At 64.2% G+C, this 13,033-nt stretch carries 10 protein-coding genes; 8 read left to right on the forward strand and 2 right to left on the reverse strand.

Going from position 1 to position 13,033, the window contains the following annotated elements; genetic code table 11:
* Window positions 1-124 precede the first annotated feature (124 nt).
* Entirely contained in the window at window positions 125-532 is a 408-nt protein-coding gene (locus tag MnOB_RS28320; protein ID WP_077527870.1) for an acyl-CoA thioesterase, read from the reverse strand.
* 272 nt (window positions 533-804) lie between these two features.
* Here MnOB_RS28320 and MnOB_RS28325 point away from each other — a divergent pair, with 272 nt between their 5' ends.
* On the forward strand, window positions 805-2,094 hold the full coding sequence (locus tag MnOB_RS28325) for an MFS transporter (protein ID WP_077527871.1): 1,290 nt from the start codon (window positions 805-807) through the stop codon (window positions 2,092-2,094).
* A gap of 102 nt (window positions 2,095-2,196) precedes the next feature.
* On the opposite strand, the gene MnOB_RS28330 is transcribed toward MnOB_RS28325, so the two are convergent.
* Window positions 2,197-3,501, reverse strand: a complete 1,305-nt coding sequence (locus MnOB_RS28330; RefSeq protein ID WP_077527872.1) for a PQQ-dependent sugar dehydrogenase — start codon at window positions 3,499-3,501, stop codon at window positions 2,197-2,199.
* Between the two features lie 159 nt (window positions 3,502-3,660).
* Between MnOB_RS28330 and MnOB_RS28335 the strand changes: the two genes are divergently transcribed.
* The 7 genes from MnOB_RS28335 (at window position 3,661) to MnOB_RS28365 (ending at window position 12,873) form a co-directional block, all read left to right on the forward strand.
* Window positions 3,661-4,632 (forward strand): phosphate ABC transporter substrate-binding protein PstS family protein, encoded by a 972-nt coding sequence (locus MnOB_RS28335; RefSeq protein WP_077527873.1) that lies wholly within the window; start codon window positions 3,661-3,663, stop codon window positions 4,630-4,632.
* 214 nt (window positions 4,633-4,846) lie between these two features.
* Entirely contained in the window at window positions 4,847-7,135 is a 2,289-nt protein-coding gene (locus tag MnOB_RS28340) for an ABC transporter permease subunit (RefSeq protein ID WP_077527874.1), read from the forward strand.
* Window positions 7,136-7,328: 193 nt separating this feature from the next.
* On the forward strand, window positions 7,329-8,999 hold the full coding sequence (gene pstA / locus MnOB_RS28345; protein ID WP_077527875.1) for a phosphate ABC transporter permease PstA: 1,671 nt from the start codon (window positions 7,329-7,331) through the stop codon (window positions 8,997-8,999).
* A gap of 69 nt (window positions 9,000-9,068) precedes the next feature.
* Window positions 9,069-9,902, forward strand: coding sequence for a phosphate ABC transporter ATP-binding protein PstB (pstB, locus tag MnOB_RS28350; RefSeq protein WP_077527876.1), 834 nt, complete (start codon window positions 9,069-9,071; stop codon window positions 9,900-9,902).
* A 142-nt stretch (window positions 9,903-10,044) separates the two neighbouring features.
* Window positions 10,045-10,797, forward strand: coding sequence for a phosphate signaling complex protein PhoU (phoU, locus tag MnOB_RS28355; RefSeq protein ID WP_077527877.1), 753 nt, complete (start codon window positions 10,045-10,047; stop codon window positions 10,795-10,797).
* A 162-nt stretch (window positions 10,798-10,959) separates the two neighbouring features.
* Window positions 10,960-11,871 carry a response regulator gene (locus MnOB_RS28360; protein WP_077527878.1) on the forward strand — a complete coding sequence of 304 codons (912 nt, stop codon included), beginning with the start codon at window positions 10,960-10,962 and terminating at the stop codon, window positions 11,869-11,871.
* A gap of 105 nt (window positions 11,872-11,976) precedes the next feature.
* Window positions 11,977-12,873, forward strand: coding sequence for a peptidoglycan DD-metalloendopeptidase family protein (locus MnOB_RS28365; RefSeq protein ID WP_077527879.1), 897 nt, complete (start codon window positions 11,977-11,979; stop codon window positions 12,871-12,873).
* Window positions 12,874-13,033: the final 160 nt, after the last annotated feature.

The raw sequence follows: 13,033 nt of genomic DNA on the forward strand, positions 1-13,033 counted from the left end.
AAGCGCATGGCCTACGGCTATCGGGACAGCGACTTCTTTTTCATGAAAATCAAAGCCGCCTTCCCCGGTAATCCGTGAAGAACCATAAAAAGGGCCGCTGATGCGGCCCTTTCTGTGCTGGTGGTCAGCCCCGACGCGGCGGGACCGGGCGGGTGCGGCCGCTGCCGTCGATGGCGACGAAGACGAACACCGCTTCGGTGACCTTGCGCCATTCGCTGGAAAGCGGGTCATCGCTCCAGACTTCCACCAGCATCTGAATCGAGCTGCGGCCGATTTCCAAGGTCTGGGTATAGAAGGAGAGCTGGGCGCCCACGGCTACCGGAACCAGGAAGGCCATGCGGTCGATGGCTACGGTGGCCACGCGGCCTGCTGCTACCTTGCTCGCCATGGCGGTGCCGGCCAGGTCCATCTGGGAAACCAGCCAGCCGCCGAAGATATCGCCGAAGCCGTTGGTTTCACGCGGGAGCGCGGTGAGCTGCAGGGCGAGGTCGCCTTGCGGGGTCAGATTCTCTTCTTCTTCGATATCGATCATGCCGAATAGCCTGTTTCGTGTGTGTGGCGCCAATGCCTGGAACGGGGAGTTAGCCCTTCCTTCCCTGTGCGCCGCCGACCCACTGCATGCCGACATGCGCTGAACTGCGCGCAGTATATAGCCACGGCATGTCGTCCGACGACCGCTCTGGCGCGCCAGAGGCGGTTTTGTGGCTGAGACTGTGTACATTTGACGCTTTTTGATATGTTGCCAGGCGATTTTTCCGCCCAAGTAGCGGAGAACGCCCCGCACCCCCAGACGAGAATCCTCCCATGTCTTCCGTGCTCGACGCCGAGGCGCCCGCCTCGCGCCCGCTGACCCGCAGCGATTACAAGACCCTGTCGCTCTCCGCCCTGGGCGGCGCCCTGGAGTTCTACGACTTCATCATCTTCGTGTTCTTCGCCGCCGTGGTGGGCAAGCTGTTCTTCCCCGCCGAAATGCCGGAATGGCTGCGCCAGTTCCAGACCTTCGGCATTTTCGCCGCCGGCTACCTGGCGCGCCCCCTGGGCGGCATCGTCATGGCGCACTTCGGCGACCTGCTGGGCCGCAAGCGCATGTTCACCCTGAGCATCTTCCTGATGGCGATCCCGACGCTGGTGATGGGCCTGTTGCCCACCTATGAGCAGATCGGCATCTGGGCACCCCTGTTGTTGTTGCTGATGCGCGTGGTGCAAGGCGCGGCCATTGGCGGCGAAGTGCCGGGCGCCTGGGTATTCGTCTCCGAACACGTGCCCGCGCGCCATGTGGGTTACGCCTGCGGCACCCTGACGTCGGGCCTGACCGCCGGCATCCTGCTGGGTTCGCTGATGGCCACCCTGATCAACAGCATCTACACCCCGGCCGAGGTACTGGACTGGGCCTGGCGCCTGCCGTTCCTGGTGGGCGGCGTGTTCGGGCTGTTCGCGATGTATTTGCGCCGCTGGCTGCACGAGACCCCGGTCTTCGCCGAGATGCAGCAGCGCAAGGCTCTGGCGGCGGAGGTACCGCTGAAGACCGTGCTGCGCGAGCACCGCGGTGCCGTGGTGCTGTCGATGCTGCTGACCTGGGTGCTGTCCGCCGGCATCGTCGTCGTGATCCTGATGACCCCGACCCTGCTGCAGACCGTGTATGGCTTCGAAGCCGCCACGGCGCTGAAGGCCAACAGCCTGGCCATCGTGCTGCTGTCCATCGGCTGTGTGCTGTCGGGGGCGATCGCCGACCGTATCGGCGCCGGGCGCACCTTCCTGGTGGGCGGCGCGCTGCTGGCCATCAGTTCCTGGACCTTCTACACCAGCCTCCAGGCCCATCCGGACTGGCTGTTCCCGCTCTACGCCATCACCGGCCTGTTCGTTGGCACCATCGGCGCTGTGCCCTATGTGATGGTCAAGGCGTTCCCGGCGGTGGTGCGCTTCTCCGGCCTGTCGTTCTCCTACAACCTGGCCTACGCCATCTTCGGCGGCCTGACGCCGATGGTGGTGTCGCTGTTGATGAAGTGGGACCGCCTGGGCCCTGCGTATTACGTTGCGGCCCTGTGTGGCGTGGCGATGTTGATCGGCCTGTTCCTGATCGCGAAGAAGCGCTGAGTTTCCCGCTCAGTCTGTGATTCGTAGGATGGGTAGAGCCCGCGAAACCCATCGTTCCGCGGTGATGGGTTTCGCTCCGCTCTACGCCATCCTACGAGAGCTTCACTTCTTCGCCGCACTCACCCGCCAGACCTTATTGCCCACATCGTCGGTCACCAGCAGGGCGCCCTTGCTGTCGAGTTTGACGTCCACCGGGCGGCCCTGGGCGTTGCCTTGCTCGTCGAGGAAGCCGGTCAGCACGTCCACCGGCTGGCCGTTGGGCTTGCCGCCCTTGAAGGGCACGTAGATCACTTTGTAGCCGCTGTGGGGCTTGCGGTTCCAGGAGCCGTGCTGGCCGACAAACAGGCCGTTCTGGAAGGTCGGCAGCTTGCTGCCCTTGGCGAAGGCGATACCGAGGGAAGCGGTGTGCGGGCCCAGGGCGTAGTCAGGCACCAGGGCCTTGGACACCAGGTCGGGGCGCTGGGGCTGGACCCGATCGTCCACGTGCTGGCCGTAGTAGCTGTAGGGCCAGCCGTAGAAGCCGCCGTCCTTCACCGAAGTGATGTAGTCGGGCACCAGGTCGCTGCCCAGCTCATCGCGTTCGTTCACGGCGGTCCACAGCTTGCCGGTCTGCGGCTCCCAGGCCATGCCGTTGGGGTTGCGCAGGCCGGTGGCGAAGAGGCGCTTGTTACCGCTGGCGCGGTCCAGTTCCCAAATGGCGGCTCGACCTTCCTCGGCCTCCATGCCGTTCTCGCCGACGTTGCTGTTGGAGCCCACCGTTATATAGAGCTTGCGGCCATCGCGGCTGGCGATGACGTTCTTGGTCCAGTGGTGGTTGAGGCCGGCGGGCAGGTCAGTGACCTTGGTGCCCGGCTCGCTGATCTCCGTGGCGCCCTTTTCGTAGGGGAAGCGCATCAGGGCATCGGCGTTGGCGACGTAGAGGTCCTTGCCCACCAGCACCATGCCGAAGGGCGAGTTGAGGCCGCTGAGGAAGGTGCTGCGCAGGTCGGCGACGCCATCGCCGTTGATGTCCCGCAGCAGGGAGATACGGTTGGCGCTGGCCACCTGCGAGCCCGCGCGCTTCATCAGGAAACCGGCGGCCCAGCCCTTGATACCTGCCGGCTTGTCGGTGCCGGGCGCGGCGCTTTCGGCCACCAGCACGTCGCCATTGGGTAGCACGTAGAGCCAGCGCGGATGCTGCAGGTCCTCGGCGAAGGCCTGGACGCGGGTGCCCTTGGCCGCCACGGGAGTGGCGCCCTGTGCCCAGCCGACGGCCGGGGCGACATTGACCGTGGGGATGATGCTGCGGCTCGGTGGTGGCAGCAGCGGGTCGGGACCGGTGCCGTCCTCGACCGTCAACGTGGCCATTTCGCTGCACGCGGTGCAGAGTGCCAGGAGGGCGAAGGGCAGCAGGGGAAGGGGCTTCATGGGGACTATCTCCGTATGAATCGCGGGTCTTGATCCACCCTTGGACAGCGGGTGATGGCCTTTCATCCAATTGTCACAATCAATTCATAGAGTGGTCATACGGCCTCTCGATACTGGCCCCCGTTGAATTCACCCCCTCGTCCTGCTTAGGAGCAAGGCATGAAACTGAAGCGTTTGATGGCGGCCCTCACCTTCGTCGCCGCCGGCGTTGCTACCGCCAGCGCGGTTGCTGCCGTTGACCCGTCCATTCCGGCCTACCAGAAGACCACTGGTGTTTCCGGCAACCTTTCCAGCGTTGGCTCCGACACCCTGGCCAACCTGATGACCCTGTGGGCCGAGGCTTACAAGCGCGAATACCCGAACGTGAACATCCAGATTCAGGCCGCCGGTTCCTCCACTGCGCCGCCGGCTCTGACCGAAGGCACCGCCAACCTGGGCCCGATGAGCCGCAAGATGAAAGACGTCGAGCTGCAGGCCTTCGAGCAGAAGTACGGCTACAAGCCGACCGCTGTGCCGGTTGCCGTCGATGCCCTGGCGATCTTCGTGCACAAGGACAACCCGATCAAAGGCCTGACCATGCAGCAGGTCGACGCGATCTTCTCCGCCAACCGCCTGTGCGGTGGCACCGCCAGCATCAAAACCTGGGGTGACCTGGGCGTGACTGGCGACCTGGCTTCCAAGCCGATCCAGCTGTTCGGTCGTAACTCGGTATCCGGCACCTACGGCTACTTCAAGGAAGAAGCCCTGTGCAAAGGCGACTTCAAGCCGAACGTGAACGAGCAACCGGGCTCCGCTTCCGTCGTCCAGTCCATCAGCCAGTCCGTCAACGGCATCGGCTACTCGGGCATCGGTTACAAGACTTCCAGCGTGAAGACTGTTGCCCTGGCCAAGAAAGAAGGTGGCGAGTTCGTTGAAGACAACGAGCAGAACGCCCTGAACGGCAGCTACCCGCTGTCCCGCTTCCTGTACGTCTACGTGAACAAGGCGCCGAACAAGCCGCTGGCTCCCCTGGAAGCCGAGTTCGTGAAGATGGTCCTGTCCAAGCAGGGTCAGGAAGTCGTGGTCAAGGACGGTTACATCCCGGTCCCGGCCAAGGTTGCCGAGAAAGCACTGAAAGATCTGGGCCTGTAATCCAGGCCAGATAAGGGAGCGGCCGCCTCATGCGTGCCGCTCCGCAAGGAAGCAAGGACGACGGGAGACCCCCGTCGCAGAAGCCCGCCCGAGGATTCCTCCGGGTGGGCTTCGCCACGTCAACTCGCTGTAATCTTTCTGTCACACGAAGCCCGTAGTCTGTGCCCCCATCGTAAAAGCCTGCGCGCGCTGACTGTGGCAAGAGCCCGAATCCATGACTGACCTGGCCAACTCCCTGAATACTCCGAAGAACCCGCCCGCCCGCATCGACTTCAATACGCCTGCGCTGGTGCGCAAGCGCAAGATGCGTGCGCTGAAGGATCGCCTGACCCGCTGGTACGTGCTGGTAGGCGGTCTCGCCGTTCTGGGTGCCATTACCCTGATCTTCTTCTATCTGGCCTATGTGGTGCTGCCGCTGTTCAAGGGCGCGGAACTGACCGCGCGCAAGGAGCAGAGCCCCGCCTGGCTGCAGCAGGATGCCGGCAAGCCCCTTTTGCTGGCCCTGGAAGAGCAGAACATGGTCGGCATGCGCGTTGCCGACAAGGGTGAGGTGCAGTTCTTCTCGAGCAAGGACGGCAGCGCCCTCAAGCGCCAGCAACTGCCGCTGCCGGCGGGCGCCAGCGTGGTCTCCATCGGTCAGGACCAGCCCGGCAGCCCGCTGGTGGTACTGGGCCTGTCCAACGGCCAGGCGCTGATCTTCAAGCACAGCTACAAGATCACCTACCCGGACAACCACAAGACCATCGAGCCCCTTGTCAGCTTCCCTTACGGTGAAGCCCCCATGGCGCTGGATGCCCAGGGCCGCGCGATCGAGCACGTAGCCCTCAGCATCAATGACGAGACGCTGATCCTCGCCGGTTCCACCGGCAACCAGTTGCACGTGCAGCAGGTAGTCAGCGAAGAGAACATGCTGACCGGCGAAACCACCCAGGAGCAGAGCCGCGTCGAGCTGCCGCAGATGGTCGAGCCGATCAAGGCGATCTACATCGACCCGCGCCACCAGTGGCTCTATGTGCTCAACGGCCGAGCCCAGGCCGACGTCTTCAGCCTGCGCGAGCATGCCCTGAATGGCCGCTACAAGCTGCTGGAAGACGGCGAGCGCGAGGTCACCGCCAGCAACATGCTGCTGGGCGGCATTTCCCTGATGGTGGGGGATTCCAAGGGCGGCATCGCCCAGTGGTTCATGGCCCGCGACCCGGACGGCTCCTCGCGCCTGAAGCACATCCGTGACTTCCAGCTGGGCACCAGCCCGGTGGTGCAAATCAGTGCCGAAGAGCGTCGCAAGGGCTTCGTCGCCCTGGACGCCACCGGTCACCTCGGCGTGTTCCACAGCACCGCCCACCGTACCCTGCTGGTCGAGCCTGTTGCCGAGAGCACTGGCATGCTCGCCCTGTCGCCGCGCGCCAACCGCATCGTGGTCGAAGAGGGTGGCAAGCTGCTGCCGTTCCGCCTCAGCAACCCGCACCCGGAAGTGTCGTTTAGCGCGCTGTGGGGCAAGGTCTGGTACGAGAGCTATGACGAGCCCAAGTACGTCTGGCAGTCGACCGCCGCCAACACCGACTTCGAACCCAAGCTGAGCCTGGCGCCACTGACCTGGGGCACCCTGAAGGCAGCCTTCTACGCCATGCTGCTGGCTGCTCCGCTGGCCATCGCCGCCGCGATCTACACCGCTTACTTCATGGCTCCGTCGATGCGCCGCAAGGTGAAGCCGGTGATCGAGCTGATGGAAGCGCTGCCCACCGTGATCCTGGGCTTCTTCGCCGGCCTGTTCCTGGCGCCCTACGTGGAAGGCCACCTGCCGGGCATTTTCAGCCTGCTGTTGCTGACCCCCGTCGGCATCCTGCTGGCCGGCTTCATCTGGAGTCGTCTGCCGGAGTCCATCCGCCTGCGCGTACCGGACGGCTGGGAAGCAGCCATCCTGATCCCGGTTGTAGGCCTCACTGCCTGGTTCGCCCTGGGCATGAGCCCGCTGCTGGAGAACTGGTTCTTCGGCGGTGACATGCGCCTGTGGATCAGCAATGACCTGGGCATCACCTACGACCAGCGCAACGCCCTGATCGTCGGCCTGGCCATGGGCTTCGCGGTGATCCCGAACATCTTCTCCATCGCCGAAGACGCCGTGTTCAGCGTGCCGCGCAGCCTGACCTACGGTTCCCTGGCCCTGGGCGCCACGCCTTGGCAGACCATGACCCGTGTGGTTCTGCTGACCGCCAGCCCCGGCATCTTCTCCGCCCTGATGATCGGCCTCGGCCGCGCAGTGGGCGAGACCATGATCGTGCTGATGGCCACCGGCAACACCCCGGTGATGGAAGTGAACATCTTCGAAGGCATGCGCACCCTGGCCGCCAACGTGGCCGTGGAAATGCCGGAGTCGGAAGTCGGCGGCAGCCACTACCGGATTCTGTTCCTCTCGGCGCTGGTGCTGCTGACGTTCACCTTCGTCATGAACACCCTGGCCGAGCTGATCCGTCAGCGCCTGCGCAAGAAATACGCCTCTCTTTAAAAGCGCACCTCGGAACGAGGGGCATTTGATGACCCTCTCCCTTCAGGGAGAGGGTGCCCGAAGGGCGGGAGAGGGTGGTGCCTCGTGCAACCCCCTCTCCCCAGCCCTCTCCCCGTAGGGGAGAGGGAGTAAATACACGAAACCTCCGGCCCCTGGCGGGAGGAACTGAAAGACTCAAGCGGTGGAGAAATCCGTGAAAAAGGTTTCCCTTAGAGACTGGTTCAAGAGTGGCGCACCGGGCGTCTGGATTAGCGGTGGTGCGGTTTCCATCGCGGTCATCATGACCATCGGCCTGCTCTCGGTGATTGCCGTGCGCGGCCTGGCCCACTTCTGGCCGGCTGATCTGGTGGAGGCGCAGTACTCCATTCCTGGCGAGCCTGCCAAGCCGGTGATCGGTGAAGCGGTGCAGATCGAGGAAGTATCCCGTGCACGCCTGAAAGGTGCCGGTCTGCCCGTGCCGGAAACCGGCCCGGAGTTCATGACCCGCGAGCTGCTCAAGGTCGGCAACCGTGACGTTTACGGCAGCGACTTCACCTGGGTGGTGGGCGATTGGCTGCAGGACCAGAAGTATCCGACCGACCTGGTGGCGCTGGAGCGCCGCGAGTGGGGCAACTTCTACGGCCGCCTCGTATCGGTGAAGGAAAACGGCCAGGTGGTGGCCGAAGGCGAGGCCGCCATGGCCGAGCTGCTGAAGCGCCTGGAGCGCGTGAATGCCCTTTACGACAAGCTCTACCAGCTGGAGAAGAAGGACATCGGCGCCATCAACCACGGTCTTGAGCGCCTGCGCCTGCAGACCCGCAAGCTGGAGTTGAGTGACGCCCTGACCGCCGAAGCCCAGGCCGACATCGCCGCCCAGCGCGCCGAGCTGGAGCAGCGTTACAAAGGCCTGGAAGAGCAGCTGATGGGCCTGCACCAGGAGTTCAACCGCGACAGCGTCGTGGTCCGTGAAGCCGGTGGCAAGGAACAGGAAATCAGCCTTGGCAAGGTGGTTCATGCCTACCAGCCGAACGCCATGGGCGTGGGCGCCAAGGTCGGTTTCTACTTCGCCAAACTGTGGGAATTCCTCTCCGACGACCCGCGTGAAGCGAACACCGAAGGCGGTATCTTCCCGGCCATCTTCGGCACCGTGATGATGACCCTGATCATGGCCGTGATCGTCACCCCCTTCGGTGTAATCGCCGCCATCTACCTGCGCGAGTACGCCAAGCAGGGCCCGCTGACCCGTGTGATCCGCATCGCGGTGAACAACCTGGCGGGCGTTCCGGCCATCGTCTACGGCGTCTTCGGCCTGGGCTTCTTCGTCTACGTACTGGGTGGTTCCCTGGATCGCCTGTTCTTCCCCGAATCCGCTCCGGCGCCGACCTTCGGTACCCCGGGTCTGCTCTGGGCGTCCCTGACCCTGGCGATCCTGGCCGTGCCGGTGGTGATCGTTGCCACCGAAGAAGGCCTGGCGCGTATCCCGCGTGCTGTGCGTGAGGGCTCCCTGGCCCTGGGTGCGACCAAGGCCGAAACCCTGTGGAAGGTGGTCCTGCCCATGGCGAGTCCGGCCATGATGACCGGCCTGATCCTTGCCGTGGCCCGTGCCGCCGGTGAAGTGGCGCCGCTGATGCTGGTGGGCGTGGTGAAACTGGCTCCGAGCCTGCCGGTGGACGGAAACTACCCGTACCTGCACCTGGACCAGAAGATCATGCACCTGGGCTTCCATATCTATGACGTCGGCTTCCAGAGCCCGAACGTCGAGGCCGCGCGGCCGCTGGTTTACGCCACTGCGCTGCTGCTGGTACTGGTGATCGCCCTGCTGAACTTCTCGGCCGTCGCCATCCGCAACCACCTGCGCGAGAAATACAAGGCGCTGGACAGCTGATCGTCCGCCGCGAACCGCATTGCCTGAGGCTTACAGCTTGTAGCTCGAAGCTACGAACGGAGTGAACACATGCAACACGAATCCCACAGCCACGGCGTCAACATTTCCGCCCTTGGCCGCGACAAGCAGAACCTGCGCCTGGACAAGGAAACCGTCGCCCTCGAAGTGCCCGGCCTCTCCCTGTTCTATGGCGAGAAGCAGGCGCTGCACGACGTCAGCATGAACATCCCGAAACAGCGCGTGACCGCCTTCATCGGCCCGTCCGGTTGCGGCAAGTCGACCCTGCTGCGCTGCTTCAACCGCATGAACGACCTGGTGGACGGTTGCCGCGTCGCGGGTGAGATCCGCCTCGACGGCACCAACATCTACCGCAAGGGCGAAGATGTCGCCGAGCTGCGTCGCCGCGTGGGCATGGTGTTCCAGAAGCCGAACCCGTTCCCCAAGAGCATCTACGAGAACGTGGTCTACGGCCTGCGCATCCAGGGCATCAACAAGAAGCGCGTGCTGGACGAAGCCGTGGAGTGGGCGCTGAAGGGCGCCGCGCTGTGGGATGAGGTGAAAGACCGCCTGCACGAATCCGCACTCGGCCTGTCCGGCGGTCAGCAGCAGCGCCTGGTGATCGCCCGCACCATCGCCGTGGAGCCCGAGGTACTGCTGCTCGACGAACCCTGCTCGGCCCTGGACCCGATCTCCACCCTGAAGGTGGAAGAGCTGATCTATGAGCTCAAGAGCAAGTACACCATCGTCATCGTGACCCACAACATGCAGCAGGCGGCGCGCGTTTCCGACTACACCGCGTTCATGTACATGGGCAAGCTGATCGAGTTCGGCGATACCGATACCCTGTTCACCAACCCGGAAAAGAAGCAGACCGAGGACTACATCACCGGTCGCTACGGCTAGTGGCCACCCCCAATCGCGCTGGACTGCGTCGGCGAAGCTTGCCGTACTACTCGTACTGTCTTCACTTCGCCTCCTTGCCCAGCACAATTGGTCGAAGGCCACTACTACCAGGAAAAGAATTCTGCTCAACAAGGGTTAGAAAATGATCGACAAAGACAGCCTTACCCATCACATCTCCCAGCAGTTCAACGCCGAACTGGAGGAAGTGCGTAGCCACCTCCTGGCGATGGGCGGCCTGGTCGAGAAGCAGGTCAACGACGCGGTCACCGCGCTGATCGACGCCGACTCCGGCCTCGCCCAGCAAGTGCGCGAGATCGATGACCAGATCAACCAGATGGAACGCAACATCGACGAGGAGTGCGTGCGCATCCTCGCCCGTCGCCAGCCGGCGGCCTCCGACCTGCGCCTGATCATCAGCATCTCCAAGTCGGTGATCGACCTCGAGCGCATCGGTGACGAAGCCTCGAAGATTGCCCGTCGTGCCATCCAGCTGTGCGAAGAGGGCGTGGCCCCGCGCGGCTACGTCGAGGTGCGCCACATCGGTGACCAGGTGCGCAAGATGGTCCAGGAAGCCCTGGATGCCTTCGCCCGCTTCGACGCCGATCTGGCTCTGTCGGTGGCCCAGTACGACAAGAACATCGACCGCGAGTACAAGACCGCCCTGCGTGAGCTGGTCACCTACATGATGGAAGACCCGCGCGCCATCAGCCGCGTGCTCAACGTCATCTGGGCCCTGCGTTCCCTGGAGCGCATCGGTGACCACGCGCGCAACATTTCCGAACTGGTGATCTACCTGGTTCGCGGCACCGACGTTCGTCACCTGGGCCTGGCGCGCATGGCCGAGGAAGTGAAGGGCAATGGTGCGGGTGCGGGCGACGGCGCTTCCAAGAGCTGATCCTGCCGTCTGTGCCAGAAACGCCCGGCTTCGTGCCGGGCGTTTTGCTTTCCGGCCGCGTGAGTGACCCGTCGGTTACTGGCCGGCTGCGGGTCGCAAACAGGCTTGGCAATTGGCTATCAGCCAAGGCTATTCTTAGCCCCGATTTCCAAGGAGTAGTCGATGGCCAAGGTCAATGTGCTGGTGGTGGATGATGCGTCCTTTATTCGCGACCTGGTGAAGAAGGGACTGCGCGACAACTTTCCCGGCATCCAGATCGAAGAAGCGATCAATGGGCGCAAGGCCCAGCAGATGCTCGCCCGCACAACAATCGACCTGATCCTCTGCGACTGGGAAATGCCCGAGATGTCGGGCCTTGAACTGCTCACCTGGTGCCGCGAGCAGGACCACCTGAAGGCTACGCCTTTCATCATGGTCACCAGCCGCGGCGACAAGGAAAACGTCATCCAGGCCATCCAGGCTGGCGTTACCGACTACATCGGCAAGCCCTTCTCCAACGATCAGCTGGTCACCAAGGTGAAGAGGGCCCTGAGCCGCAGCGGCAAGCTCGAGGCGCTGATGTCCAGCGCGCCGGTCAAGCTACCCAGCGCCGGCGGTTTCGCCAACGAATCCCTGGCCGCCCTCACCGGCGGCAAGGCCGAGGTGGTCCGCCCGGCTGCTGCGCCGGTAGCGGCTGCGCCCGTGGCCAAGCCCGCCGTGCCGGCACCGTCGGCCAAATCCGCGGCCCAGGCCCCTGGCGGGCGCGGACAGGCCCAGCTGCGCCTGCCGGCTGGCGTGCTGGCCTGCGTGATCAAGGCCCTGAGCCTGAAGGACGCGCAACTTGTCGTGCGCGCCGGCGATCCGCTGCCTCAGGTTCTCGAAAGTGCGGTGCTCGACCTGGAGCAGGGCGAGGGCGGCGAAGTGGCACGACTCAATGGCTACCTGCACTCGGTCGCAGCGCTGGAGTCCAAGCCCGACAGCGAATGGCTACTGCTGACCTTCCGCTTTGTCGACCGTGATCCGCAGAAGCTCGACTACCTGTCCCGCCTGATCGCGCGCGGCACCGCCCAGAAGCATTTCGTCCCCGGCGCCTGATCGTCCAGCCAACCCCGTCACAGCCCGACGGGCAGCGTCTCGCCCGGCGAGATTCGCGCTGCTAGTCTTCGGCAACACGGAGCACAGAAGAACAAACGGGCCGACATGCTGGGGCGATTCCTTTCTCTAGTGCTGCTGCTGGGCGCAAGCCTGCCTGCGGCGGCATTGACCATCTACAAGTACACCGACGCCAACGGTGTGGTGACCTACACCGACAAGGCCGTGTCCGGTGCCCAGGTGTTCGTGTTCCGCGACCGCATGGTGGAGCGCCTCGACCTGTCGGTGAAGCTGGAAACCAAAAAGCACGCAGCAGGCGAAACACTGGTGCTGCGCAATGAGCTGTTCGCGCCGGTGGAAGTGGAGTTGCGCATCGACCAGGCCGACAACGTCTCCGGTGCCCCGGACCAGCCGATACGCTGGGTGCTGGCGCCGCGCAGCAGCATGCGGATGGCTACCCTGGCACCGGCTGATCCGAGCCGACCCATGCGCTACAAGCCCAAATTGCGCTACGCGATGGGCGATCCGCGCGTGCAGCCGGTGGTGTATCGCTACCCGCTGCCCTGGCAGGGCGGCCCCTTCCGTCTGACCCAGGGTGCCAACGGCCGCTATAGCCATTTCACCCCCAAGGGGCGCTATGCCCTCGACATCGCCATGCCCGAAGGCACGCCTATCGTCGCGGCGCGGCCGGGAATGGTGGTGAAGATCGAGAACGACCAGAGCGGCCGGGGTAACAACCCGTCCGGCAACTTCGTGCGCATCCTGCATGACGACGGCACCATGGGCGTCTACCTGCACCTGATGCGGGGCTCGGTGCAGGTACGCGAAGGTCAGGCGGTGTCCATTGGCGAGCGCATCGCGCGCTCCGGCAACACCGGCAACAGCACCGGCCCGCACCTGCACTTCGTCATCCAGCGCAACCTGGGCCTGGCGTTGGAGTCCATTCCATTCGATTTCGCCCAGCCGGTGGATACGCTGCCGAACTTTGCGGTGGGCGGGGAGTAGGGGTTGGGATTGGCGTAGGTTGTGGCTGAGCTACGCGAAGCCCAACCTACGGATGTGGTGCTGGTTGAACCTGCGATACCCATCAGGCGCCGCTCAGCAGTCGGAGCGTAGGGTGCGCTGTGTGTTCAGCCGGGGGACATAGGTAACGGGTGTCGGGAGA

The sequence above is a fragment of the Metapseudomonas resinovorans genome (assembly GCF_002003485.1).
GTDB lineage: Bacteria > Pseudomonadota > Gammaproteobacteria > Pseudomonadales > Pseudomonadaceae > Metapseudomonas > Metapseudomonas resinovorans_D.